The organism is Streptomyces sp. NPDC104371 (assembly GCF_055583785.1).
In genome coordinates, this window is the sequence record NZ_JBVJNF010000003.1 from 171,530 (window position 1) to 198,276 (window position 26,747).

A 26,747-nucleotide genomic window follows, 5' to 3' on the forward strand; every position below is an offset into this window, starting at 1 on the left:
GAGCCGTTCCGGTCAGGCGAGGTCCGTCAGATCGTCCGCGTACACCTGCGACAGCGGCTGCGGCCCCACGTACCGCTGGCAGTTGCACTGACCGGCCTCGTAGCGCAGGGGCTTCTTGTTCTCGTCCCAGGCCGTCGGCACCTCGACGCGCTCGTGGCACCGGCCCTGCTTGTCGTGCTTGGCGAGATGGTGCGTACAACCGCACACGGGCTCCGGCGGCTTGTTCGCGGCCTCGACCGCCAGCCGGTCCTGCTTCTCCGCCTCCATCATCTGCATCTTGCGCTCGTGCCGATTGCGCAGCGCGGTGCGGATGTTGTCGGCCGCCCAAGCGAAGCCACCCGTCCAGAAGAGGACGGCGATTACCCAGACCCAGCCCATGATCCCGTTCCTTCCCCCGGTCCCGCCGTGACCAGCATAGAGGGCCCCGCCACCGCCCGGACCCCCGGCACAGCGCCACCGGGGGCGCCCGGGATGCGGCCACCCGGGTGAGATGGAAGCCTGGTAGGGGCCGTGCCGTCACTCGCCCGGCCCATACGTCCGCCCAGGACCAGCACTCACTGTTCGCGATGCCCTTCCCGATCGAGGTGGTACCCGTGGATCTGAGGATGTCGGTGCAAGACCGGGAGGCGTTCCTCGCCGGTCTTCATGTGGGAGTCCTGGGGGTGGACGACCCACGTCACGACGGCGGGCCGTTGCTGGTGCCGCTCTGGTACTCCTACGAGCCCGGCGGGCTGGTGGCGATCGAGACCGGGCGCAAGACGCAGAAGGCCCGTCTCATCCGTGAGGCCGGACGGTTCAGCCTCTGTGTGCAGGACGAGAGGGCACCGTACCGCTATGTGAGCGTGGAGGGTCCGGTGGTGGGCATCGAGGATCCGCTGCCCCCGGCCGAGCGCGAGGCGCTGGCCCACCGGTACCTGGAGGCCGAGAACGCGGCGGCGTATCTGGCGGCCAACCATCAGCAACTGGCCGACGACATCCTCGTACGCATGCGGCCGCAGAGGTGGCGGACGGCCGACTTCTCCGCCTTCGCCGCGGAGTTCGACACCTGAGCCCCGCGCGTGGCGGGTCCACGTGCGGGACGGACGGGATATCCCGATGGTCACTGACATGGTGATGCCTTCGGAGGCGGCCTGGAACGCGGGGACGGTGCCGTATCCGCGTGATCGCTGTCTGCATGAGCTGTTCGACGTCCAGGCGCGGCTCCGGCCGCGCGCGACCGCCTCCCTCCAGCACGGCCGCAGCATCAGCTATGGCGAGCTGAAGGCCCGGTCCGACGCGTTGGCCGCACGCCTGTTCGAATCCGGGGTGCGGCCCGGCGACGGGGTCGGCGTCTGCGGCGGCCGGTCGCTGGAAGCGCTGGTCGCGTTCCTCGGCATCCTCAAGGCCGGTGCGGCGTACGTCCCCCTCGACGACGCCTCACCGCCGGGCCGGCTCCAGGCGATGGCCGAGGACGCCGGGGTGCAGACCGTGGTGACGCTGCCGGGCAGCGTCTGCCGCATCCGGCGCGTACGCACCCGTATCGACCTGGGAGCCGCCCTGCCGACCGCGCCCGTCACGGTCCCGCGGGCCGGGGTGCTCCCCGACGACTGCGCCTACGTGATGTTCACCTCCGGCTCGACCGGCCGTCCCAAGCCCGTGGCGATCCCGCACTGCGGTGTCGTACGGCTGGCCGCCTCCGATCTGGTGTGGCAGCGACCGCGGCCCGGGGAGCGGGTGCTGCACGCGTACGGGCTGTCCTCGGACGCGTCCACGATCGAGATCTGGTCCTCGCTGCTCGCCGGTGCCTGTGTGGTGATCGCGGATCAGGAGGAGCTGCTGTCACCGGCCGCGCTGGAGTCCCGGCTGCTGGCCGAGCGGGTCAGCGTGGCCTATCTGACCACCGGGGTGTTCCACCACATCGGCCGCACCAGGCCGTCGGCCCTGCGCTCGCTGCGGTTCGCCTCGGCCGGTGGTGAGGCCATGGACCCGGAGCTGGCCCGCGCGATCCTGGCGGCCTGCCCGGACACCACTGTGGTCAACTTCTACGGTCCGACCGAGAACAGTGTGGTCTCCACCGCGCATCTGGTGCACGATCTGCCGCCCGAGGCGACGGCGGTGCCGATCGGCCGCCCGCTGGAGAACTCCACGTGCTACGTGGTGCGTACGGACGGCACCCTCGCGGACACCGGCGAGGAGGGCGAACTCCTCGTCGGCGGCGACGGGCTCGCCCTCGGCTATCTCGGCGACCCCGAGCTGACCGCCGAGCGCTTCGTGGACGACCTCTTCGAACCCGGTACGCGGCTGTATCGCACAGGTGATCGAGTGGTGCGCCGTGCGGACGGGGTCCTGGAGTACCGGGCCCGGGTGGACCGCCAGCTCAAGCTGCGCGGCTATCGCATCGAACCCGACGAGATCGAGGCGCGGCTCCGCGCGGACGACACGGTCGGCGAAGCCGTGGTCGAACTTCAGGACGGCAGCCTGATCGGATACGTGACACCCGCGCGGCCCGGTCAGGAGCTGCCCGTGGACCGCATCCGCGACAGCCTCGCCGCCTGGCTGCCGCCCGCCGCGGTCCCCACGCGGCTGGTGGAGGTCGCGCGGTTCCCGGTGACCGCGGCGGGCAAGGTCGACCGCGCCCGGCTGCGCGGTCTGACCGCCACCGAGACGGAGGCGGAGACGGTCACGGTGCCCGAGAACGAGAAGCCCCCGGCACCCGGCCCCGAGGACGTGCTCGCGCAGGTGTGGCAGACCGTGCTGGGCGTGCGTCCGGCCCCCGATGACGGCTTCTTCGACATCGGCGGCGACTCCCTGCTGGCCGCCGAGGTCGTCACCCGCACCCTGACCGCCTTCGACCTCGACGCCCGCTACGGCCGCACCCTGATCCACGGCCTGCTGCGCTCGCCCACCCTGGAGGACTTCACCGCCGCCGTCGCCGCCCTCACCGCCGTCAAGGGCCAACAGCCCGACACGGACGCCGACTTGGGTGCCACCGACTTCCGCGCCGAGGCACGGCTGGGCTTCACCCTGGCCCCGCCCCACGGCCCGGAGCCGGACTGGCGGCATCCGCACGACGTCCTGCTGACCGGTGCGTCCGGGTTCGTCGGCGCCTTCCTCCTGGACCGCCTGCTGCGCCGTACCGACGCGCGCGTGCACTGCCCGGTGCGCAGCCGCGACGACGCGCACGCCCAGCAGAAGGTGATGCGGAACCTGGCCCGCTTCGGCCTCGCCGACGCGGCGACCCCCGACCGCGTCGTGTGCTTCCCCGGAGACCTCGCCGAGCCCGGACTCGGCCTCGATCCGGGCCGCGCCGAGGAACTCGCCGACACCCTCGACCTGGCGATCCACTCGGCCGCGCAGGTCAACTTCCTCTATCCGTACGAGGCGTTGCGCCGCGCCAACGTGGAGGGCACCCGGCAGCTCGTCCGGCTGGCGGCCGGGCGCGGCGTGCCCGTGCACTTCCTCTCCACCATCGCGGTGCTGGCCGGATTCGGCACCGCCGGTGTGCGGCACGTGGACGAGGACCTGCCGCTGGACCACGCCGATCAGCTCACCATGGGCTACGCCGAGAGCAAGTGGGTGGCCGAGGAGGTGCTGCGCGACGCCGCCGAGCAGGGGCTGCCGGTGGCGGTCTACCGGCCGTACGAGATCACCGGCGACCGGCAGTCCGGCGCGTGCAACACGGACACCGCGATCTGCTCGTTGTTCCGGACGATCGCCGAGACCGGGCTGGCCCCCGACATCCCGCTGCCGCTGGACTTCGTACCGGTGGACTTCCTCACCGAAGCGGTGGTGCACATCGCCACCGGGCATCGCACCGACCACCGTACGTACCACCTGACCAACCCCCGCCCGGCGAGCCTGACCGACATGCTCGACCGGATGGACACCCACGGCCACCGCATCGAGCGGCTCCCCTACGAGGAGTGGGTCGGCGAACTCGTCCGTCATGTCGCCCAGCACCCCACGAGCCCCACCGCCCCGTTCGTCTCCCTGTGCGTGGACCGCTGCAAGCAGGCGGACATGTCCGTCAAGGAGATGTACTTCGAGGGCACCTTCCCGACCGTGGGACGGGCCAACGTCGAACGGGACCTGGCCACGACGGGCCTGCACTGCCCGCCGGTCGACGCCGAACTGCTCGACCGCTACCTGGAGTACTTCTACGCCACCGGCTACATAGAGCGCCCGTGACGGATCGCCCGTGCGTGATCGGCACGGCAGCCACGGATCGCCCGTGACCAGCAAGGCGTCCTCGCCTTGCCCGTGCGTGAGGCGAGGCCCCTTCGGAAGGGAGCGAGTATGACCCCACAGCCCCCCGGCGCGTCCGCGTCCGGTCCCGAGGCCGAGGCGGACGTCCTGGACTTCCCGCTCCCGCCGCCCGGCACCATGGGACCGCCCGAGAAGTGCGCCCAGTTGCGCGCGAGTTGCCCCATGGCCCGGGTCAGACTGCCGATGGATGCGACGGCTTGGTACGCCACCCGCTACGAGGACGTACGCGCGCTGCTCGCCGACCCGCGGCTCATCAGGCCGACCATCAACGACTGGCCGCCCCGCCCCGGACAGGCCGTCGACGAGGGGCCACGTCTGATCACCATGGCGGAACTGGAAGGCCCCCGGCACGCCGTGCTGCGCAAGGCCATCGCCTCCGCGTTCAGCTCCGGAGCCGTCCGCGACCATGTGCCGCGCATCCGGGACATCGCCGAGCGGTTGCTGGACGAGTTCGAGGCGGGCGGACCCCCCGGCGACCTGGTGGCCGGGTTCACCGATCCGTTCCCGCTGCTCGTGCTGTGCGACCTGGTGGGCATCCCCGCCGAGGACCGGGAGTGGTTCCTGCCGGTCCTGGACGCGGCGCTCGGCGGCATGGTGACCTCCGAGGAAGGGCAGCGGGTCACGGGCCAACTGCGGTCGTACGTCTCCGACTTGATCGCACAGAAGCGGAAGCGGCCCGGCGACGACGTCCTGACGCGGCTGGTCCACCAGTGCACGGACGGGCCGCTGACCGAGGACGAGGTCATGGCCTTCGGGCTGTCCATGCTCACGGTCGGCTTCGGCATCAGCAGCTTCTTCCTGGCCAACACCGTGCACACCCTGCTCCAACGCCCGGACCGCTGGGCCCGGTTGCGCGACCATCGCGACCTCCTGCCCGGCGCGGTGGAGGAACTCCTGCGCTACATGCCGGTGATGAACGGCACGGTGCTGCTGCTGGCCACCGAGGACATCGAGGCGGGCGGGCGGACCCTGCGCAAGGGCGACGCCGTCATCCCCGTACTGGCCTCCGCCAACCGCGACACGGACGTGTTCGCCGACGCCGCTCACTTCGACCCGGACCGCACGGACAACCCCCACCTCAGCTTCGGCCGGGGCACCCACAACTGCGTCGGCTCCCACCTGGCGCGCGCCGAACTGACCATGGGGCTCGGGATGTTGTTCGACCGCTTCCCCGGTCTGCGCCCGGCGGACGGCCAAGAGCCCGCCTGGGACGACGAATCCGTCACCAAGTCGCCACTGACCCTCCCGGTCAGTTGGTGAACCGGCCCGACGTACCCCGACGTACACAGACCGACGGCCGAGCCGTCCTCCACGGTTGCCCACGACCAGGGGAGGTCCACCCGTGAACACCACACCCGAACCTGTCGTCGAGGACCCCGTCATCGACATGCCTCTCCCGCCGCCGGGCACCATGGGGCCGCCCGAGGAGTACGGCCGACTGCGCGAGGAGTGCCCGCTGGCCCGGGTCCGGCTGCCGATCGGCGCCACCGCCTGGTACGTCACCCGGTACGAGGACGTCAAGGAACTGGTCGCCGACTCCCGGCTGGTCAGGCCGAGCATCACCGACTGGCCGCCCCGCCCCGGCCACGCCCCCGGTGACGAGCCGGGCCTGATCACCATGATGGAACTGGAGGGCCCCGAGCACGCCGCCCTGCGCAGGGCGTTGAGCGAGCCGTTCAGCGTCCGGTCCATCCGGAACCGGCTGCCGCGGATCCGGCGCGCGGCCGACCGGCTGCTCGATCCGTTCGTCAGCGGTGATCAACCCGGCGATCTGGTCGTCCGGTTCATCGAGCCGTTCCCCGTCATGGTGATGTGCGATCTGGTGGGCATCCCCTACGAGGACAGCGAGTACTTCCTGCCCAAGGCGGACGCCGCGCTCGGCGCCATCCTCACGTTGCGGGAGGGCCGCGAGGCCACCGCCCAACTGCGCGAGTACATCGTCGCGTTGCTCGACCGCAAGCGGCGCGAACCCGGCGACGACATGCTCACCCACCTGGTCCGCGCACGCGAACAGGGCGCGGTGGACGAGGAGAGCGCGGTGAGCTTCGGGCTCTCCATGCTGGTCGCCGGCTATCGCACGAGCACGATGTTCCTGGCCGACGCCGTCCTCACCCTGCTGAGCCGACCCGGCGCGTACGCGCACCTGCGCGACCACCGCCAGCTCCTGCCCGGCGCGGTGGAGGAACTCCTGCGCTACATCCCGGTGATGAACGGCGTCGTGGTCCTCCAGGCCGTCGAGGACATCGAGTTGCACGGCCGCACGATCCACGCGGGCGACGCGGTACTGCCCGTCCTGGCCTCGGCCAACCGCGATGGAAACGTGTTCGCCGACGGCGACGGGCTCGACCTGTGCCGCACCGACAACCCCCATCTCACCTTCGGCCGCGGGGCGCACAACTGCATCGGCTCCCATCTGGCACGGGCCCAGATGACCGTCTGCCTGGAGGCGCTCTTCGACCGCCTCCCGGAGCTGCGTCTGGCCGAGGGCCACGACCCCATCTGGGAGGACGAGTCCCCGAGCAAGTCCCCGCTCACGCTGCCCGTCAACTGGTGACCGACTCCCTCCACGCGTCGCGGATATCCTGCGCCGCATGACAACCAACTCACGTGTGACGCTTGACGATTGCGAGGTCGCGACAGCGGCGGCGGAGGCGGGCGCGGCCGTGGTGCGCGCCCTGTACGGCGGACGGCTGACCCGGTTCGACAAGGGCGGCGGGGACTTCGCCACCACCGCCGACGTGGATGCCGAGAAGGCGATCCTCGACGTCCTCCACACCGCCCGCCCCGCTGACGCCGTGCTCGGCGAGGAGGGCGGGCGCCAGGGTGCCGCCGAGGCCGCGCGCGAGTGGCTGGTGGACCCCCTGTGCGGCACGCTGAACTACGCGGTCGGCAACCTGCTGGTGGCGGTCAACGTGGCGTTGCGAGACGGCGCGGCGGCGGTGGCCGACCCGTTCAGCGGCGAGACCTTCTTCACCGACGGCCGGTCGGCCCGCGTACGCCAGGACGGTACCGACACCCCGCTGACCCCCACGTCCGCCACCCACCTCGTGGACGTCAACCTGGACCCGCCGTTCCCGAGCGCCCCCGGCTTCCGGGCCGTGGATCTCCTGGCCCGGCCCGCGTTCGTCGCACGCTTCCGACCCCGGGTGGTGTCGACGACGCTGGCGCTGGCCTGGGTCGCCGCGGGCAAGCGCGCCGCGTACGTCACCGACGGCGGTGACCTGACCGGCAGCGTGCACTTCGCCGCGGGCATCGCCCTGTGCCGGGCCGCCGGTTGCGTGGTCACCGGGATCGACGGCGCCCCGCTCGGCCCGTCGGGCCGCGGCCTCGTCGCAGCCGCGGACCCCGAGACCCATCACATGCTGATGTCGATGATCCGCGGCTGAAGCCGGTGGTGCCGGGACCGGCCGTACGAGTTGCCGAGTCGCCGTCAGACGGGCACTTCGTCGCGCTCGGGTGTCCCGGCCGACGGCTTCTCGGCGTGCGCGAGAGGGAACCGCCGCCAGAACGCGGCCAGCGGGCGCGGCGCCCACCAGGCCCAGCGGCCGAGCAGCCGCATGGTCGCGGGGCGTCGGAGGTGCGGCTCAGGGGTGCGGTTTGGGGGCACGGCGGTGTCAGGGGTGTGGCTCAGGGGCACGGCTCAGGGTGTCTCGGGGTTCGGTCAGGGTGATCACCGATGGGCTACGGCGGCTGTGCGCGGCAGAGTTGATGTCGTCGCCACAGCCCGTCCGCTCCCGTTCGGAGAGTCTCGATGCGCAGCCGCCTCGCCGTCACCACCCTCGCCCTGGCCACCGCTCTCACGGTCGGCGCGGCGTTACCCGCCACCGCCACCGCCACCGCCACCGCCACCGCCACCGCCACCGCCACCGCCACCGCCGCTCCCGCTTCCCACGCTGCGGCTTCCGCGCGTCCCACCGTCCAGGACATCCTCGATCACCTGCCCGACGACGTCGTGGCGGGCGCGCTGATCAGACGGGACGGCGTGGGGGCCGCCGCCGGCCCGGTCACCCCGGACGCCTATCTGCGGATCGGCAGTACCACCAAGGTGTTCACCAACACGGTGGTTCTTCAACTCGTCGCCGAGCACCGGATCGACGTGGACGCGCCGGCCCACCGGTATGTCCCCGGCCTGATGCCCGCGGCTTACGACGCCGTCACCGTACGTCAGCTCATGAACCACACGAGCGGTCTGCCCAAACCCGCCGCGGCTCCCGGCCCGGACGACGGTCCCGGATGGTGGCTCAAGTCCGTGACCCCCGAGGACGCCCTGCGTGACTCGTTCGCCGCGGCTCCTGACACCCCGCCCGCCCCCGGCCACGAGCAGCAGTACAACGGGCTCAACTCCTTGGTGCTCGGCCTGATCGTCGAGCGGGTCACCGGCCACACCTTCACCCATGAACTGGAGCACCGGATCCTCGGGCCGCTGCGTCTGCACCACACCAGCCTGCCCGCCGCCGACGACCCGACGATTCCCTCGCCCCATGCGACGGTCCACGTGGGCGGGGACGATGTGACCGAGCAGAGCCCGTACCCGTGGGCCGAGGGCGGCATGATCTCCACCGCCGCCGACCTGGACCGCTTCCTGACAGCGCTCCTGCGAGGCCGCCTGCTCCCGCCCGCCCAGCAGAAGCTGGTGTTCGACGTGCCCAGGGTCGACAACGCGGAATCCAACACGAACTGCCTTGACGGGAAAGCCTGCTACAGCGTGGGCGGACTCATGCGCCACCGGCTTCCGAACGGCATATACGCATGGGGCAAGACGGGGTCCCGCCCCGGCTGGGACAACGGCTTCTTCGCCACGCGCGACCTCAGGCACCGCGTGGTGTACTCGCTGAACCCGACGGGTGCGGGCTCCGACTTCCCCCACATCAAGGCGATCATCGAGGGCGCGCTCACCGACTGACTGATCACTGGGACTGACCACTGGGACTGACCAATGGGACTGATCACCCGGACTGGTCACTGGGACTGGTCACCGGGACTGATCACCCGGACCGGTCACCGGGCCGACTCCGGGCGGTAGTCGGCCCAGGTGCGTCCCTCACGCCTTGAAGCCGACCGCTCCGACCGCGTGGCCCTGGTCGAGGCCGACCTCCGGGGAGTCGGGTTCCGGGCGCCAGTCGGCGGACCTGACCAGACCCGGCTCCACCAGCCGCAGATCCTGGAAGAAGCTCCCGATGAACTCGGGGGAGCGCAGGTGGTACGAGTTGGCGGACTGCGCGTTGTACGCCGCGATGGCGGTCTTCAGCTTCTCGCTGGTGTCCGTGCCGTCGCTCAGGGCCACGTAACTGCCCTTCGGCAGCGCCTCGATCAGCTCGGCGACGATCCGCTCGGGCTGCTCCTCGTCGGAGACCTGGCCGATGATGCCGAGCAGGATCAGGGCGATGGGCTGGTCGAAGTCCAGCGTGCGGGCCGCCTGTTCGAGGATCTTCTTCGGGTCGCGCACATCGGCGTCGAGGTAGGCGCACTCGCCCTCGGGGGTGCTGCGCAGCAACGCGTCGGCGTGGGCCAGGACGATGGGGTCGTTGTCCACATAGACGACCTTGCTGTCGGGCGCGATGGACTGGGCGACCTCGTGGGTGTTGTTGGCGGTGGGCAGCCCGGTGCCGACGTCGAGGTACTGGCGGATCCCGGCCTCACGCGCCAGGAACCGTACCGATCGCACCAGGAAGCTCCGCTGCTGGCGCGCGATGGCCGCGATCTCGGGGAACGTGTGGAGGATCGCGTCGCCGGTCTCGCTGTCCACGGGGTAGTGGTCCTTCCCGCCGAGCAGGTAGTTCCACACACGTGCCGAGTGAGGGCGATCCGTCTGAAGTCTGCTGTGCCAGTCGCTTCGATCAGTCATGGGTAGAGCATTGCATACAGCAATCAGCCAGTTGATCAACGGCTGTGGCTCAAAACGGTGTTGGGGTCAGCGCTCCTCCGGGTAACGCTCCCGGCCGTTCGGCAGTTCGCCCGACGTCGACTCCTCGAGCAGCGCGGTGTACTTCCGTGGCAGCTCGTCATATCGCTCGTCCGGCCCGTCCCGTCGGCGCTTGTTGCGCTTCAGGACGTACAGGGCGATGGGCCCGGCGATCATCGAGACGACCGGGATCAGCGGCCACCACGGCATGGATCCTCCCCTGGGGAACGCGGCGTTCCGGGGGTGCCGCGGCGCCCCCGTCGCAGAGTATGCCCTGGCGATCCGATCGCCAACGCCTCATGCATCCGTAACCTTTGCCCGGCTCACGCGTTGCCGAACGTTTCGCTCCAACCTCTGGACGAGACACCTCACTCGAATCTAAGTTCCCTCATCGGCAGTGGTCTTGCCCACGATCCGCAGGTCGGACGTGAGCAACACCCTTTTCCAGCCGACCCGTTGCACCACCCCACCCTGGCGATGTGAGAGAGGCAGTGGAGAAGACCGGTGCCCCCGCGCCGCCCGGCGGCGCGCTCCCCGAGCGGCTCGACGCCGCCCCGGCCCCGGGCCGTCCCCGGTTCCTGGTGCTCGGCCTGCTGGCCATCACCGACGGCCGCGAGACGGTCGTGTTACAGCCCTCCCGTCCGGCGTCCCTGCTGGCCGCGCTGCTGCTCCACCCCGGTGCTGTCGTCGCCTCCGACTTCCTCCAGCGCGTGGTCTGGGGCAGCCGGCCCCCGGCGGGCGGCAAGTCCGCGCTGCACACCTGCGTGCTGCGGCTGCGCCGGCTGTTCGCCAAGTACGGCGTCGCCGACCAGGCCATCGAGGCCGTCCCCGGCGGCTATCGGCTCCAGGCCGACGCCGACACCCTCGACCTGCTCCACTTCCGCGCCCTGCTCGCCCAGGCCTACGCCAGTGACGACCCGGAGTCGGCGCTCGCCCTGGCCCGTGCCGCGCTGCGGCTGTGGAAGGAACCCCTGCTCGGCAACGTCCACTCCGACGAGCTGCACCGCGACCAGGTCCCGCGTCTCGCCGAGGAGCGACTCCTCGCCGTGGAGCGGGTCTTCGACGGCGAACTGCGCCTCGGCCGCCACCGCGAGATGATCATGGAGGCCCGGCAGGCCGTCCAGGCCCACCCCGGCCACGAGGGGCTCTCCGCCCTGCTCATCGAGGCGTTGTACCGCTCCGGGCGGCGCGCCGAGGCGCTCACCGAGTATCGCAGGATCCACACCCACCTCGCCGAGGAACTGGGCGTGGAACCCGGACCGGCGCTGCGCGGACTCCAACTCGCCGTCCTGCGCGGCGAACCCCCCGGCGGCCCGCCCGCCGCACCCCTGGCCGGCACCCCGCCCGCAGCGCTCACCGAGGCGCCGCCCGGCCTCGGGCGCGCCTCTCCCAGCGCCCCCGGCGCCCTGGTCCTGCGCTCGCTCGTCGAAGCCGGACTGATCGAGGAAGGGCCGCCCGGCCGCTACCGCGTCCACGACCTGCTGCGCCTCTTCGTCCAGGCGGCCGGATCCACCCTCCCGGCCACCGCCCCGCACGACCCGACGGACCTCCCCCCGTCGGCCCTCGGCTGACCGCCCCGTCCCCGGAGGTTTCGCACCCCATGGCCCACACCCCCACGTCCGACGAGGAGATCGCGCAGTCGCGCCCCCGTATCCGCCGGGACGTCCTCTTCACCCGGACCCCGACCGGCGTGCTCTTCCACAACGCCCACGGCGGGTTCAACGTCGCCACCCAGTCCGCCTACCGCTTCGCCTCGCTGATCGTGCCCCACCTCGACGGCGAGCGCCGCGTCGAGGAACTGTGCGCCGGTCTGGGGGACAAGCAGCGCGACATGGTGGTCAAACTCGTGCGCGCACTCTACGCGCGTGGCTTCGCCAGGGCCGCCGCGCCCAGACCCTCGGCGGACGTGCTGTCGCCGCAGGTCGCCGAGCGTTTCGCCCAACAGATCGATTACCTCGACCACTACGCGGACGACGCGCCCGGCCGGTTCCTGCGCTTCCGCGCGACCTCCGTCGCCGTCCTCGGCGACGACGCCCTGGCCCGCTGGGCCGCGCTCGGTCTGCTCCGCAACGGCTGCGAGGCCGTCGCCGTCACCGAACAGGACGCCGCGCACGCGGTCCTGCGCCGCGAACTGCACGGCGTGGACGGCGGCGAACTCGACGCCGAGGTTGCCGCCCTCGCCGAGGCGGGCTGCGCGCCGCGCCTCACCCGGCTGCCCGCGCCCGCCGCGGGAACGTACGGCTGGGCCGACCTCGACGACTGGGACACGGTCCTGGTCACCGGGGCGGCCGGGCACCGCCAGATGCTGCGGCTGCTCACCGAGGGCGTACCGACCGGCCGACGGCTGCTCGGTGCCTGGACGTTCGGCAACCGCGCCGTCGTCGGCCCGGTGATGACCCCCGGCACCTCCGGCTGCTGGTGCTGCGCCGCCCTGCGGCTCGGCGCGGGCGCGGATGCCGCCGACAGCGCCGACCTGTGGGCCGCCGTCGGCCCCGCCGCACCGCTCGGCGCCCCCGCGCCCGTCCTCGGCGGCCCGCTCGCCGGGATGCTCGGCAACCTCCTCGCCTTCGAGGTCTTCCGCCTGGTCACCGAGGCGCTGCCCGCCGAGACCCGCAACCAGATCGTCGTCCAGGACCTCGACTCCCTCGACGTACTGACCGAACCGCTGCTGCCGCACCCCCGCTGCCCGTACTGCGCCACCGCCACCACCGAAGGGGCCGAAGTCAGCGCGCTCACCGGCGACTTGCTGCGCACCCCGCACGCGGACGACGAACCCGCCGCCCTGCCCGCCGACGGTGCCGCGGACGAGGACGCGGCCAAGGCCGTCCTCGCCACGCTGGCGGAGCGTGACGTCCTCGTCCACGAACGGGCGGGCGTCTTCAGCGAGTTCGCCGACGACGACTGGGAGCAGACCCCGCTCAAGGTCTCCACCGTCCGCCTGGGCATCCAGCCCGGCCGGGTGCGCCGGATATCCGCCGCCGACGTCCACCATGTCGCCGGGGCCCGCCTCACCACCCTCTTCCGCGCCGCCGAGGTCTACGCCGAACACGTCGTCCCGCCCCGCGTGCTCGACGCCGCCGTACTGGAGGCCGCCGCGGGCAAGTGGACCCGTATCGCCCCGGCCCAACTCGCCGTCTCCAGCGGCCTCGACGTGCCCGCCGACCGGATCGCCCACTGGAGCGAGGCCACCTCGCTGCTCGACGGACGCACCGTGCTGGTGCCCACCGGGGCCGTCCGCACGCTCGGCGACTGGAACGACGTCGGCCTGTTCGAGCGGACCTCGGCCGGTACGGGAGCCGCGGGCAGCCCGCGTGCCGCGCTCGCCCGCGCCCTGCGGACCGCGCTCGCCCAGGACGCGCTGCGCGGCGCCGTCCGCCGTACCGCCCCGGTGCACGCCGTCGACCCGGCGTCCCTCACCGACGACCCCGAACTCCTCTTCCTGCTCCGCTCGGCGGAGAACCTCGAGGTCACCGCCGAGGTCCTCGACCTCACCGCCGCGGGCGGCCACACCCTGCCCGTCGCCCTGGCCCGCCTCACCGACCCGGCGACCGGCGCCGTGCGCTGGGCCGTCGGCAGCGGTCTGCGGCTGCGCGAGGCCGTCCTGGAGGCGCTGCGCGACCTCCTCGGCGCCGAGCAACTGCGCCGCGCCGCGGGCCTGCCCGACCTCGGCGACCCGCTGTGGGCCGACCTGGACGCCACCACCCTCGTCGCGGAGGCCTCCGTACCGGCCTCGGAGACTACGGAGACCACCTGGGGCGCCGTACTGGACAGCCTCGCCGCCGCCGGGCGGGACGCGTTCGTGGTGCCGGTGGCCGCCCCCGACCTCGCCGCCGGGCAGGTCCACGCGGTGCGCGCCCTGCTGACCCGCGGGGAGCACCGTGCCCACTGAGACCGTCGCGGCGCCGCGCGCCGAGGCCGGGCCCGCCGACGCCACCGGGCTGTGGGACGCGGTGTGCGCCGACCTCACGGCGGACCTGGCCGACCGCGCCGGGCGCCGTCCGGGTACACCCCGGGCCGTGGTGTACCCGTTCGGCGTACGGGATGAACTCGCCGCCGATCCAAGGGAGTTCTCCCCCGGCACCGTCCCGGTCGGCCTGTACGGTCACCACGTCGTGGTCGGCCCCGTCGCCCCGGACGACGGCACCCCGGGCTGTCCGGGGTGCCTGGCCCGCCGCTGGCAGGCGGTGCGGGCCGGGTTCCTGCGGGACGCCCTGGAGCGCGGCGGCGAACCCCGCGTCAGCGGCACCCCGCCCTGGCGGGCCCCCTTCGCGGTGGACGCCCTCGCCGGGCTCGTCGCGGCGGCGGCCCGGCAGCCGCGCCCCGCCCGCCACCCCTGGGTCTGGCTGCTGGACCTGGAGACCCTGCACATCTCACGGTTCCCGCTGGTGCCCGACGGCGAGTGTCCCTCCTGCGGGACCCGCCCCGACGACACCGCCGACGCCGCCCGGATCACCCTGGAGCCCGCGCCCAAGCACGCCCCGGACAGCTTCCGGCTGCGCCCACCGACCGCCTACGGCCTGGCACTCGAGGCGTTCGCCAACCCGGTCACCGGGATGCTCGGCCCGTCCGTCGCCCCCGATCTGACGTCCGCCTCGACCTCCTCGGCGGTCGGCGCGTTCACCACCCGCTCCGGGAACTACCTGCGGGAGTGCTACTGGGGCGGCCACACCGGCGCCTACGGCAGCAGCGTCCGCGTCGGCCTGCTGGAAGGGCTGGAGCGGTTCGCCGGGATGCGGGCCCGCGCCAAGCGGACCACGGTGACCGCGTCCCTCGTCGAACTCGGTGACACGGCGATCGACCCGCGCACCACCGGCCTGTACTCCGACGCCTTCCACGCCGCCGAGCCGGAGGTGCCCCGCTTCGCCCCCGACCGCCCGGTGGAGTGGGTGTGGGGCTGGTCGCTGCGCGACGCCCGCCCCGTCCTCGTACCGGAAGTGGTGGCGTACTACCACGCCCCCGGCGGCATCCGGCGGCGCTTCGTCCAGGAGAGCTCCAACGGCTGTGCCTCCGGCGGCGCTCTGACCGAGGCCGTCTACCACGGGCTGATGGAGACCATCGAGCGCGACGCCTTCCTGCTGGCCTGGTTCGGCCGCGCCCGGCTGCCCGAGATCGACCCGTCGAGCAGCACGCGGCCCGCGACCCGCGCCATGGTCGACCGGCTGGCGATGTACGGCTACCGGGCCCGGTTCTTCGACACCCGGATCACCTTCCCGGTACCGGTGGTGACGGCCGTCGCCGAACGCGTCGACGGGGGAGAGGGGTTGCTCTGCTTCGGCGCGGGCGCCTCCCTCGACCCCGAGGACGCGCTCGCCGCCGGACTGTGCGAGATCGCGACCGACTCCGTCAACCTCCGTCGCCGCACCGCGCGCGAGGGGCGCCGACTGCGGCGTATGGCCGCGGACTTCGGCGAGGTGCACGTCCTGCACGACCATCCGTTGCTCTACGGGCTGCCGGAGATGGGCCGGTTCACCGACTTCCTGCTGCGCGGCCGGGACGACGACGAGCGGGTACCGCTCGCCTCGCTCGCCACCGGCCCCGGCGCCCTCGGTCCCGCCGCCGACCTGCGCGAGGACGTGGAGGCCTGCGTCGCGGCCGTGAGCGCACAGGGCTTCGATGTGGTGGTGGTCGACCAGACCGCCCCGGAACAGCGGGACCTGGGCCTGTACACCGCCAAGGTCCTGGTGCCCGGACTGATCCCGATCGACTTCGGCACCGCCCGCCAGCGCGGCCCCCTGATGCCCCGTGTCCGCATCGCCCTGCGCGAGGCCGGACTGCGGAAGGACGATCTGACGCCGGACGACCTCAACCCGGCGCCGCATCCCTTCCCTTGACCGACCGCACCACCCCCACCCACCCCGGCGCCCGGCCCCCGGACCGCCGACACCCCACCACAGACCAGCAGAAGAGGGAGTGACCATGGGATACGCCCATGAGTACGCGACCGCGGTGATGCGGCGGGCCAGGATCCCCATGGAACCGGCCGACTTCGTCCCCGACTGGGCCGACCGCCCCCGCAAGGGCAAGTTCTTCCCCGACGCCCCGTCCTTCCCGCTGCCCGACGGCGGCTGCGTGGACGAAGCCACCCTGGACCGGGGCCTGTTCGGGCAGCGCGGCACCGGAGCGTTCACCCTGCCGCTGCTCGGCGCGATGCTCCGCGACTCCTACGGCCTCACCGGCCGCCGCCTCGCCGTGCAGGCCAACAGCGACCTCGGCTCGCTGCCGTTCCACACCCACGCCAACTGGTCCCGCGGCACCTCCTCCGGCGGCGGCCTCTACCCCATCGGCATCCACTGGATCAGCGGCGCGAGCGGCCCCCTCACCCCCGGTGTCTACTACTACGACACCCCCCACCACCGGCTCACCCGGCTGCTGTCGGGCGACGTCACGGGCGAAGTCCGGGACACGCTCGGCGACTTGACGGAGGCCGCCGGTACCGACCAGTTCCTCGTCCTCGGCGTGACGTTCTGGCAGAACGCCTTCAAGTACAACAGCTTCTGCTACCACGCCATCACCATGGACATCGGTGCCCTGCTGGGGACCTGGGGCATGTGGGCCCGCGCCCACGGCCTCCACCTCGGCAACGCCCTGTGGTTCGACGAGCCCCGCCTCGGCCGGCTGCTCGGGCTGGCCCCCGAGGAGGACGGCGTGTTCGCCGTGGTCCCGCTGCGCTGGGACGGCGCCGCCCCGGCCGAGCCCGCCCCGCCGACCCCGGACGCCCGCGTGGACCTCGTACCCCACGAGCGGTCCCGCCGCGTGCTGACCTTCCCGACCCTGCGCCGTATCCACGAGGCCACGGCCGAAGGCGCCGCGGACCGGCCCGCCCCCGGCACCCTGGACGCCGCCCTCGCGGAGCGGGACGCCCCCGCGGGACTCGACCGCCCCGCCGAGCGGATACCGCTGCCCGCGCCCGCGCCGCTGGACACCCCCGTGCGCCGGGCGCTGCGTCAACGCCGCAGCAGCTTCGGCCGGTTCACCGGGCTGCGGCCGCTCGACCCCGCGCTGCTCTCCGCCTCCCTCGCCGCCGCCGTCGCCGCGAGCACCCTGGACAGCGACGGCGAGACCCCCGGCGGCACGCCGATCACCCGGTTCTACGTCTTCGTCAACCACGTCAGCGGCGTGCCCGCCGGTCTCTACGCCTACGACCAGGACACTCGCGAGCTGGCGCTGATGAAGGCCGGGGACTTCGGGGCCTTCCTCCAGGACAACTACTTCCTCGCCAACTACAACCTGGAGCAGGCCGCCGCCGTCCTCGTACCCGTGGCCCCCACCCACGCCGTCCTGGACGCCGTCGGAGACCGCGGCTACCGCCTCGTCAACGCCGTGATCGGCGCCACCGCCCAGGCCGTCTACACCGCAGCCTCCGCCGCCGACATCGCCTGCGGCGTCGCCCTCGGCTTCGACTGCGTCTCCTACGCGGAGGAGATCGGGCTGACCGAACGGGGCGAGATCCCGCTGCTGATCATGATGATCGGCAACGAGCGGCTCCGCCCCGCCGACTACCGCTACGACATCGTCGCCCCGTGACCCGCAGCCCCCGCCCCGGACCGGGTCACCGAAGAGATCGGCGACCCGGCCCCGGGCGGCAGCACTTCCCAGACGAAAGGGGGAGGGCGTGAGCCCGACCGCCACCACCCCGGCCCAGGACACCTCCGCCGTCGGCGGGCCCGCGGCCCTGCACCGCCGCTTCATGCTGCGCGTCGCGGGCCTCCCGGCCGACACCGTGCTCGCCCTGCGCGCCCCCGAGGCCGCCGACTGGGCCGCCCGCACCGCCGCGGAGGAGGAGCGGCTGCGCACCCTCGGCGCCCGGCTCAGCGATCCGCTCTCCGCGGCGGTCGGTGCCACCGACGACACCGTGGCGCGCCGCCGCCTGCTCGCCCTGCGCCGCCAGGTCTTCAACAACCGCCTGCCCGGCGACCTCGACGCGGCCCGCGCCCTCGCCGCCGGGCTCGACGGCACCACCGCGGCCGACCTCGCGGCCTGGCTCGACGCCCGCGTCCGCTTCGAGGAGCTGCGTGCCGAGGGCGACACCGTCCTCACGGGTGCGCTCGCCCGCACCCGTACCGCCCTGCGCCGACTGGCCCAGGACGACCGGCTGCGGCGCGGCCTGCTGCTCGCCTCGCCCACGCTGGAGGAACGCCTCGACGCGTTCGCCGCCGACCCGGCGCCCCGACCGGGCAAGCGGGCCCGCAAGATGGAGCGCTCCCTGCTCTCCTACGTCTACCGCACCGCCTGCAAGACCAGCCCGTTCAGCACGCTCACGGGCGTCGCGGTCGGCGACTTCGACACCACCGAGGACGGCGCCGCCACCCAGGTCGGCGGCGACTGGACGGGCCACCCCCGGCTCAACGTCGTCGCCCTGACCCGCCTCGCCGAACTCGTCGCCGCCGACCCGGAGCGCCGCGCCGACCTCCCGGTGAGCCTCGCCTCCGGCTGGAAGCTCGACCAGGACCGCGTCCGCTATGTCCAACGCGCCGTCACCGCGGGCGACGACAGCGCCCTGGTCAGCTTCGACGCCGCCCAGGACCGCCTGTTCTTCCTCCGCCGACAGGGCACCCTCGACGGCATGCTGGCCCTGCTACGGGACCACGACGGCACCCTCCGCCACGGCGACCTGGCACGCTGGCTCGCGGACACCACCGGCGCCGACGACGAGGAGGCCGGGCACTACCTCACCGCCCTGCGCGACCTCGGCATGCTCCAACTCCCCAGCCTCGCCACGGGCGTTCACGGCGGCGACCCGCTGCGCGCCTTCCAACGGTCCCTGCGCGCCCTCGAACGGCCCTGGGCCGACGCGCTCGCCGCCCGCCTGGACGGACCGGCGGACATGATCGCCCGCTACCCCGAAGCGGACGTCCCCACCCGCCGCGCCCTGCTGCGCGCCCTGCGCACCGACCTCCTCGCGCTCCAGGCCGACCTCGGCGCCGAACGCCCCGCCCTCCCGCAGACGTTGCTCTACGAGGACGTGTCCGCGGGCACCACCACCGCCGACCTCGCCGAGTGGGCCGAGCTGGCCGCCACCCCGCTGCGCTCCCTGGGGCGCATCCTGCCCGCCTTCGACGTCGCCCTGCCCCAACGGCTCACCCTCAAGGGCTTCTTCCTCGCCCGCTTCGGACAAGGCGGCCGCTGTGAAGACCTGTTGAAGCTGGTCCACGACTTCCACGAGGACATCTTCCGGCAGTACCTCCAGTTCAACTCCACCAAGGAGGACTTCCTCCCGGACGGCAGCCACGCCCCCGAGGAGAACTGGCTCGGCATGCCGGAGATCACGGCCGTCGACGCGGCCCGCGCGGCACTCACCGCCCGTATCCGCGACCACTGGACCGAACTCCCGGAGGAAGCCGAGGAGTTCGTCCTCGACGACACCACCGTGGACGAGGTGGCCACCGCCCTCGACACCGCCGCGCCCGCCTTCCAGCCACAGAGCCACTTCCTCCAACTGGCCCGCCGCGACGGCGAATCCCTCGTCGTCCTCAACAACTCCTACGGCGGCCTCTGCTTCCCCTTCACCCGCTTCACCCACTGCTTCGACGGCGAGGACGGGCCGGGCCTGACCGCCGCGCTGCGCGAGCACCTGCGTCAACTGCTGCCGCCCGGCGCGGTCTTCGCGGAGGTCACCGCCGGGGCCGCCACCACCAACCTCAACCTCCACGGCCGCCTCACCGACTACGAGATCGTCTGCCCCGGCGAGCACAGCACCGCCCCCGAAGAGGCCCGCCTCCACCTGGACGACCTCTACGCCGTGCACGACGCCGACACCGACCGGATCGTCCTGCGCTCCCGCCGTCTGGACCGCGAGGTCGTCCCGCTCTACCTCGGCTACCTCGTCCCCATGGTGCTGCCCGAGATCCCGCGCACCCTCCTGCTGTTCTCCCCGACCGCCCGCTCCGTGGTGGATATCTGGCGCGGCGTCCCGGCCGGGCCGGAGCACGAGGGCGTCACCCGCCGCCCCAGGGTCCGCCACCACTCCGTCGTCCTCCAGCGCCGCTCCTGGACGGCCGCCCCCGGCAGCCTCCCGCAGCGCGCCCCCGGCACGTCCGACGCCGACTGGTACCTCACGTGGCATCGCTGGCGCACCCGCCACGGGCTGCCCGCCCGTGTCTTCGCCACCGTCCGCGAGGAGGCCGCCGAGGGGGAGGGCGGCGCCTGGTTCGGCTCCACCAAGCCCCAGTACGTCGACTTCGACAGCCCCCTCTCGCTCACCGCCCTCGAAGGCCTCCTCACCGGCCCGCGGGTCCGCGCCGTCTTCGAGGAGATGCTCCCCGGCGAGAACGACCTCCACGTCACCTCCCCGCGCGGCCGGCACGTCGCCGAACTCGCCCTGGAGATCCTGCCCGGCCCGGCCGACCTGCCCGAAGAGGACACGACCCGATGACAGCACAGCCCGCAACCCCCGCATCCGCCGCTGCCACCGAGGGGACCCCCGGCGACTGGTTCGCCATCCATGTCTTCTACGCGGCCAGCCCCCGCCCGCTGTTCCTGCAATGCGTCAAGCCCCTGGTGGACACCCTCACCGAAGAGGGCCTGCTCGCCGGGTACTTCTTCATCAACTACTGGCTGGAGGGCCCCCATCTGCGGCTGCGCCTCAAGCCCGCGCGGGAGGCGGACACCGCCGTCGTCCGCGCACGCGCCCACGCCGCGCTCGACGCCTTCCTGCGCGAACGCCCCGCGCTCTACGAGGTCAAGGCCGGGTTCCTCGCCGAGCTGTACGAGACCCTGTTCAAGCTGGAGTACAGCGAGGAGCAGCGCGCCGAGTACATCGGCCCCGACGGGCGGATGACGCTGCGGCCCAACAACTCCTTCGAGGACCGCCCTTACGAGCCCGAGTACGGCAAGTACGGCGGCCCCGCCGGGATCGAGCTGGCCGAATGGCACTTCCAGCACTCCAGTGACCTGGTCATCGAGGCCGCGCGGACCATGAACCTCCATCTGCGCACGGTGTCCCTCGGCCTCTCCGCGCAGTTGATGATGGTCATGTCCGGCACGTTCCTCACCGACGACGAGCCACTGCTGACCTTCCTCGACCGCTATCACACGTTCTGGAACCAGGCGTTCAGCGGGACCAACTACACCGCCGACAAGGGCTACGACCGTGCGTACACATCCATGGGCGCCCGCCTGCCCGAGCGCTTCCGGCACATCCGGGACGCGGTGGCGCAGGGCGCGTTCGACCGGCTCCCGGCGTTCCTGCGCGGCTGGGCCGCCCACTGCGCCGAACTCCGCGACCGCGCCACGGACCTGGCCGTACGCGGCGAACTGACCTTCCGCTCCTGGGACGGCACCCGCGACCTGCACCCCACCGACCCCGCACAGGTCCTGCCCATGCTGGCCTCGCCGTATATGCACATGACCAACAACCGGCTCAGCATGACCGTCCGCGACGAGGCGTTCCTCTCGTACGTCCTCGCCCGCGCCCTGCGCGAAGGCGACTCCGCGGCCGATGGCGCCCCAGAGGCCGATGGCGTCCCCGAGGCCGAAGGCGCCCCGGAGGGCGGGAAGTGACCACCGACGCCACCGACGCCTTCCTCGCCGCCCGGCCCCGGGTCCGCCCCGAGATCGTCCTCGGCCCCAGCCTCGTACGCGGCCCGGCCCGCATCCATCTGCTGAAGGACCCGCGCACCGGGCGGCGTATGGAGGTCGGCCCCAAGGAACACTTCCTCATCGCCCGGCTCGACGGCACCCGCAGCCTCGCCGAGATCGGCGAGGAGTACACGGGCGCGTTCGGCACCCGCCTCGGCGACGCCCAGTGGGGACAACTGCTCCGCCTGCTGCACGGCCGCGGCCTGCTCGACGGCAGCCTCGTCCCCAGCGCACCGCCCGCCGCCGAACCCACCGACCGGCGGCCCAACGGCATCCTCGCCGGACGCACCAAGATGGTCGCCGACGCGCCCGCCCTCATGGACCGGCTGCACCAGGTCACCGCGCCCGCCCGGCGGCCCGCCGCCCTGACCGTGCTCACCGTCCTCGCGGTCGCCGTGCTCGTCGCGGTCGTCGTCCAGGCCGACACCCTGTGGCGGCAGACCGAGGAGGCCGCCCGGCAGCCCGTCCTGCTGATGGCCATCGGCTGCGTCCTGTGGTGCGGCCTCGGCCTGCACGAGCTGGCGCACGGCCTGTTCGCGCGCGCCTGGAACGGCCGCGTCACCGAGATCGGGCTGCGCTGGATCTGCGGCGCCACCTATCTCTACTGCCAGGTCGAGGACGTCCAGTTCCTCGGCAGCCGCGCCCGCAAGGTCGCCACCGCCTGCGCCGGGGTGTTCGCCAACCTCCTGTTCCTGGTGCCCTTCTACGCCGTGTGGGCCCTGCTGCCGTCCGGCGCCGAGGCCCGGCCCGCGCTCGGCGCGCTGCTGCTGCTCGGCGTCGTCCTGGCCGTCGCCAATCTGCTGCCGCTGCCGCCTCTCGACGGCTACAAGGCCCTCGGCCACGCCCTCGGCGTCTCCGGTCTCGCCGAAGGCAGCCGTACCTATGTGGCCCTCGCCGCCCGCGCGTTGCTGCGCCGCGGCCCCGGCACCGGCGCCTACCCGACCCGACTGCGCCTGCTGTACGGCGGCTTCGCCCTGCTCACCGTCGTCCAGAGCGCCGCGCTCCTCGTCCTGTGCGGGGCGCTGCTGCGTACCGTCCTGCCGGACGAACTGGCCCTCCTCGCCTGGTGGTTGCCGCCCGGTCTGCTCGCCGCCGTCCTGCTGCTGTGGGCCCTCGGCCTGCTCGGCCGCACCCTGCGCGCCCGCCGCGCCCCACAGCCCTCCGAGGCACCAACGGCCCCTGCCAAGACAGCAGTTGGGCCGGAACCCCGGGCGGCCGTACCCTCCAACCACCCGTCGCGGCACACCGCCGCGGCGGGGGCGGGCACCGGGCGCGCCCCGGACCCGTCGGACCATGCAAGGAAAGGCGAGATGAGCGGACCCGAGAGCGCGACCGAGGCCGCCCGCGGCGGCACCAGCACCGAGAAGGTCGTCACCCTCAGCGGTGTCACCAAGCGGTACGGGGAGGTGACGGCCCTCGACGGTGTCTCCTTCGACGTGAAGCACGGCGAGTTCTTCGGCATCCTCGGCCCCAACGGCGCGGGCAAGACCACCCTGGTGGAGATCGTCGAGGGGATGCGCGAGCCCGACTCCGGGACCGTCACCGTCCTCGGCGCGAGTCCCTGGCCGCGCGACACCGCGCTGCTCGCCCGGATCGGCGTACAGACCCAGGCGTCGGCGTTCTTCGCCCGCCTCACCGCGGGCGAGCATCTGCGCACCGTCGCCTCCCTCTACGGGATGGACCCGGGCACGGCGCGTACCGCGCTGGAACGCGTCGGCCTCACCGAGAAGGAGAACGCCCGGGTCGACAACCTCTCCGGCGGCCAGCGGCAGCGCCTCGCCGTCGCCACCGCCCTGCTCCACGAACCCGAGCTGATCTTCCTGGACGAGCCGACCGCCGCCCTCGACCCCGAGGCCCGGCGCGAACTGTGGGACCTGCTGCGGTCGTTGCGCTCCGAGGGCCGCACCATCATCTGCACCACCCACTACCTCGACGAGGCCGAGGCCCTGTGCGACCGGGTGGCGATCATCTCCGGTGGCCGGCTCATCGCGCTCGACAGCCCCCGCAACCTCATCCGCTCCCTCGCCGCGCCCGCCCGACTGCTGCTGCCCGCCGGGGAGTTGTCGCCGGAGGCCGCCCTCGGTGTGGAGGGCGTGGACCGGGCCACCGTCGAGGGCGACGAACTCGTCCTGGAGACCACGGTCGTCAACCGTGTCCTGCCCGCCCTCGGCGACCTGGTGGACATCGACACGGTCACCGTGCGCACCGCCACCCTCGAGGACGCCTACCTCACGCTGACCGGAACGGAGCACCACCGTTGAGCGCGTACGCCGCACTGACCAGGGCCACTTACGTCGCGAGTGTGCGCGACAAGACGACCCTCTTCTTCACCTTCGCCTTCCCGCTCGCCTTCCTGGTCCTCTTCGGCCTCATCTTCCAGGGCCAGCAGGTCGAGGGCGGGCTGGCCTCCATCAACTACATCGCTCCGGGCGTGCTGTCGTGGGGTGTCGGCAACGCCGCCGTGTTCTCCGTCGCGTTCGCCCTCATGCAGTGGCGCCGTGACGATCTGCTTCGCCTCATCTGGCGTACGCCCACCCCGCTGCGCGTCCTCATCGCCTCCCGCTGGACGGTGGCGCTGTTCGTCGCGTTCGCGCAGACGCTGCTGTTCACCACCGTCGCCCTGCTGCCGTTCTTCGGGCTGCGGCTGAACGGGCCCTGGTGGGCGGGGCTTCCGCTGCTCGTGCTCGGCACCACCGCGTTCCTCGCCATGGGCCTGGTCGTCGGCAGTATCGCCGACACCCCGGAGGCGGTCGCGGCCATCGCCAACCTCGTGATGGTACCGATGGCCTTCCTCTCCGGCTCCTTCTTCCCCGACGACCTCATGCCGAGCTGGCTGCGCACGGCCGCCAAGGTACTGCCGCTGCACTACCTCAACGACGGTCTCACCGACGCCATGGGCGGTCGCGGAGACCTCGGCGACATCGCCGTGGACTGCGCGGGACTCGTCGTCTTCGCCCTGATCTTCGGGCTGATCGCCACCCGGATCTTCCGCTGGAGCAACCGGACATGACGACCCTCACCGCCCCGGCGGCGGCCACCCCGCCCCTCGAGGCCGCCCGCGCCGACCTCCAGGCCCGCCTCGCCGAACGCGCCGCGGCGGCCGGGCTGCCCGCCCCCGCCGTCTCCCGTATCGGCGACGCCAACATCCTCGGCGAGACGCCCGACCAGGCCGTGTACGCGCACCCGGCGACCGTCCATCTCACCGCCCAGGCCGTGCTGTTGGGCCCCTGGGGCGGCGCCCCCGACGCCGAACCGGCCTGCGGCACCTGTCTGGCCATGCGCCGCCAGCGGCTGCGTACCCGTACCGAACGCGACGCGCTGGAAACAGGGTTGGAGACCACCGCCGTCGGCCGCTGGCCCGCGCTGCCGGACCACCTGGTCGACGCCGTCTGGTCCCTGCACCGCCTCATCGCCTCCGGCGCCGCGCGCCACACCCCGAGCGGCGAGGACGCCGCGCTGCCCCAGGTCACCGAACTCGACCTGGAGACCCTGCGGGTGCGCACCTTCCCCCTGGTGCCCGAGCCGACGTGCCCGCACTGCCGCCCCCTTACCGACGAGGCCGTCCAACAAGCCGCTGGGCAAGCCGCGTTGGCGCCCCTGACCGCCCGCCCCAAACCGCACCCGGACGCCTACCGGCTGCGGCGCCCCGCCGACTACCCGCTGCCGGTGAAGGGCCTGGCCAACCCGGTGTGCGGGGTGCTCGGCGGCGGCACCTGGATCGACGTCACCTCACCCACCACCGCGCCCGTCGCGGGCAGCGTCTTCATGCGGGGCTACGCGGGACTGACCGACGTCACCTGGAGCGGCCAGGCCAACTCCTTCGCTCGCAGCCGCGATCTGGCCTTCCTGGAGGGCCTGGAACGCTACGCGGGCACCCACCGCCGCCACCGTGCCCCCGTCCTCACCGCGTCCTTCGACGAGTTGGGCGACCGCGCCCTGGACCCGCGCACCTGCGGCCTCTACGGCCCGCGTACCTACGCCGAGGACCCGATGGTCGAGCCGTTCGACCCGGCCCGCCCGCTGCCGTGGGTCACCGGCTGGTCGCTGCGCGACGAACAGCCGGTACTCGTCCCGGCCCGGCTCGTGTACTACAGCGCGGGCACCCGAGAGGACAACTTCGTCTTCGAGTGCTCCAACGGCTGCGCCACCGGCGGCACGGCCGAAGAGGCCATCCTCTTCGGCCTGTTGGAACTGATCGAACGGGACGCCTTCCTGCTCGGCTGGTACGGCGGTCTGCCCCTGCCCGAGATCGACCTGGAGTCGGTGCGCGACCCGCGGATCCGGGCGATGCTGGCACGGGCCGAACTCCAGGGCTACGACGTCCATGTCTTCGACAACCGGGTGGACCTGCCGCTGCCCGTCGTCACCGGCCTCGCCGTCCGCCGCGACGACGGACCCGGCACCCTGGCGTTCGCCGCGGGCGCGTCCTTCGACCCGGAGACAGCCGTGGAGTCCGCCGTCTCCGAGATCCTCACGTACATCCCGCACCTGCCCCGCCAGGTCGCCGAACGCCCCGCCGAACTCGCCGCCATGGCCGAGGACTTCGACCTGGTCAAGCGACTGCCGGACCACGCCGCGCTGTTCGGCCTGCCCGCCATGCGCGAGCACGCGCACAGCTACCTCGCGCCGCCCCGAGTCGCGTCCCTGCCCGACCTGTTCGCCGGCTGGGACAAGCGTCGCCCCCGCACCGGGGACCTGCTGGACGACCTGCTGCTCCTGCGTGACGTCCTCACCGACGCCGGATGCGACGTCATCGCCGTCGACCAGACCACCCCCGAGCAGCACCGCATGGGACTGCGTACGGTCGCCACGCTCGCCCCCGGCCTGCTGCCGATCGACTTCGGCTGGCTGCGTCAACGGGCCCTGCACATGCCCCGGTTGAGAACCGCACCGCATCGCGCGGGCCTGGTCCCGGCACCGCTGGCGGAGGAGGACCTGCGCCGCGTACCCCACCCCTTCCCCTGACCGGCCGCACACGAAAGGTCCCCGGCGCGCAGCAGCGCACCGGGGACCCTCGCGACCG

General features: G+C 72.9%; 19 protein-coding genes. 15 read left to right on the plus strand and 4 right to left on the minus strand.

The annotated features are described in order from the left end of the window. Positions 1-12: 12 nt before the first annotated feature. Complete coding sequence (locus ACZ60T_RS11440) at positions 13-378, minus strand: hypothetical protein (protein ID WP_365627910.1); 366 nt, start codon at positions 376-378, stop codon at positions 13-15. A gap of 227 nt (positions 379-605) precedes the next feature. On the opposite strand from ACZ60T_RS11440, the gene ACZ60T_RS11445 reads away from it, so the two are divergent. From ACZ60T_RS11445 to ACZ60T_RS11465, 5 genes are all read left to right on the plus strand, one after another. Then, complete coding sequence (locus ACZ60T_RS11445; RefSeq protein ID WP_365627914.1) at positions 606-1,049, plus strand: pyridoxamine 5'-phosphate oxidase family protein; 444 nt, start codon at positions 606-608, stop codon at positions 1,047-1,049. Between the two features lie 58 nt (positions 1,050-1,107). Further along, a complete protein-coding gene (locus ACZ60T_RS11450; protein ID WP_469665694.1) occupies positions 1,108-4,167 on the plus strand; it encodes an amino acid adenylation domain-containing protein in 3,060 nt (1,019 codons plus the stop codon). A gap of 108 nt (positions 4,168-4,275) precedes the next feature. Continuing rightward, positions 4,276-5,505: a cytochrome P450 gene (locus ACZ60T_RS11455; RefSeq protein ID WP_469665695.1), complete on the plus strand. Its 1,230-nt coding sequence runs from the start codon at positions 4,276-4,278 to the stop codon at positions 5,503-5,505. Between the two features lie 82 nt (positions 5,506-5,587). Then, on the plus strand, positions 5,588-6,799 hold the full coding sequence (locus tag ACZ60T_RS11460) for a cytochrome P450 (protein ID WP_469665696.1): 1,212 nt from the start codon (positions 5,588-5,590) through the stop codon (positions 6,797-6,799). Between the two features lie 37 nt (positions 6,800-6,836). Beyond that, the gene (locus ACZ60T_RS11465; RefSeq protein ID WP_469665697.1) at positions 6,837-7,631 is read left to right on the plus strand and encodes an inositol monophosphatase family protein; all 795 of its coding nucleotides are present in this window, start codon (positions 6,837-6,839) and stop codon (positions 7,629-7,631) included. Between the two features lie 44 nt (positions 7,632-7,675). On the opposite strand, the gene ACZ60T_RS11470 is transcribed toward ACZ60T_RS11465, so the two are convergent. Beyond that, positions 7,676-7,882, minus strand: a complete 207-nt coding sequence (locus ACZ60T_RS11470) for a hypothetical protein (protein ID WP_469665698.1) — start codon at positions 7,880-7,882, stop codon at positions 7,676-7,678. A 114-nt stretch (positions 7,883-7,996) separates the two neighbouring features. On the opposite strand from ACZ60T_RS11470, the gene ACZ60T_RS11475 reads away from it, so the two are divergent. Next, on the plus strand, positions 7,997-9,148 hold the full coding sequence (locus tag ACZ60T_RS11475; protein WP_469665699.1) for a serine hydrolase domain-containing protein: 1,152 nt from the start codon (positions 7,997-7,999) through the stop codon (positions 9,146-9,148). Between the two features lie 138 nt (positions 9,149-9,286). On the opposite strand, the gene ACZ60T_RS11480 is transcribed toward ACZ60T_RS11475, so the two are convergent. Both ACZ60T_RS11480 and ACZ60T_RS11485 read right to left on the minus strand, forming a co-directional pair. After that, positions 9,287-10,090, minus strand: a complete 804-nt coding sequence (locus tag ACZ60T_RS11480) for an SAM-dependent methyltransferase (protein ID WP_365627935.1) — start codon at positions 10,088-10,090, stop codon at positions 9,287-9,289. Between the two features lie 66 nt (positions 10,091-10,156). Then, the gene (locus ACZ60T_RS11485) at positions 10,157-10,357 is read right to left on the minus strand and encodes a hypothetical protein (protein ID WP_469665700.1); all 201 of its coding nucleotides are present in this window, start codon (positions 10,355-10,357) and stop codon (positions 10,157-10,159) included. A gap of 269 nt (positions 10,358-10,626) precedes the next feature. Between ACZ60T_RS11485 and ACZ60T_RS11490 the strand changes: the two genes are divergently transcribed. From ACZ60T_RS11490 to ACZ60T_RS11530, 9 genes are all read left to right on the plus strand, one after another. After that, positions 10,627-11,718 (plus strand): AfsR/SARP family transcriptional regulator, encoded by a 1,092-nt coding sequence (locus ACZ60T_RS11490; RefSeq protein WP_365627941.1) that lies wholly within the window; start codon positions 10,627-10,629, stop codon positions 11,716-11,718. 29 nt (positions 11,719-11,747) lie between these two features. Next, a complete protein-coding gene (locus tag ACZ60T_RS11495) occupies positions 11,748-14,036 on the plus strand; it encodes a TOMM precursor leader peptide-binding protein (protein ID WP_469665701.1) in 2,289 nt (762 codons plus the stop codon). Beyond that, positions 14,026-15,978: a TOMM precursor leader peptide-binding protein gene (locus tag ACZ60T_RS11500; protein WP_469665702.1), complete on the plus strand. Its 1,953-nt coding sequence runs from the start codon at positions 14,026-14,028 to the stop codon at positions 15,976-15,978. Before ACZ60T_RS11495 ends, ACZ60T_RS11500 begins: the two co-directional genes overlap by 11 nt. An 85-nt stretch (positions 15,979-16,063) precedes the next feature. After that, positions 16,064-17,671 carry a nitroreductase family protein gene (locus ACZ60T_RS11505; RefSeq protein WP_469665703.1) on the plus strand — a complete coding sequence of 536 codons (1,608 nt, stop codon included), beginning with the start codon at positions 16,064-16,066 and terminating at the stop codon, positions 17,669-17,671. A gap of 88 nt (positions 17,672-17,759) precedes the next feature. Next, positions 17,760-20,519: a lantibiotic dehydratase gene (locus tag ACZ60T_RS11510; protein WP_469665704.1), complete on the plus strand. Its 2,760-nt coding sequence runs from the start codon at positions 17,760-17,762 to the stop codon at positions 20,517-20,519. Next, positions 20,516-21,646 (plus strand): lantibiotic dehydratase C-terminal domain-containing protein, encoded by a 1,131-nt coding sequence (locus ACZ60T_RS11515; protein WP_469665705.1) that lies wholly within the window; start codon positions 20,516-20,518, stop codon positions 21,644-21,646. The genes ACZ60T_RS11510 and ACZ60T_RS11515 overlap by 4 nt, the downstream gene beginning before the upstream one ends. Further along, positions 21,643-23,985 carry an ATP-binding cassette domain-containing protein gene (locus ACZ60T_RS11520; protein WP_469665706.1) on the plus strand — a complete coding sequence of 781 codons (2,343 nt, stop codon included), beginning with the start codon at positions 21,643-21,645 and terminating at the stop codon, positions 23,983-23,985. The genes ACZ60T_RS11515 and ACZ60T_RS11520 overlap by 4 nt, the downstream gene beginning before the upstream one ends. Continuing rightward, positions 23,982-24,734: an ABC transporter permease gene (locus tag ACZ60T_RS11525; RefSeq protein ID WP_365627961.1), complete on the plus strand. Its 753-nt coding sequence runs from the start codon at positions 23,982-23,984 to the stop codon at positions 24,732-24,734. Before ACZ60T_RS11520 ends, ACZ60T_RS11525 begins: the two co-directional genes overlap by 4 nt. Then, entirely contained in the window at positions 24,731-26,689 is a 1,959-nt protein-coding gene (locus tag ACZ60T_RS11530; RefSeq protein ID WP_469665707.1) for a TOMM precursor leader peptide-binding protein, read from the plus strand. Before ACZ60T_RS11525 ends, ACZ60T_RS11530 begins: the two co-directional genes overlap by 4 nt. The last annotated feature ends 58 nt before the right edge of the window (positions 26,690-26,747 follow it).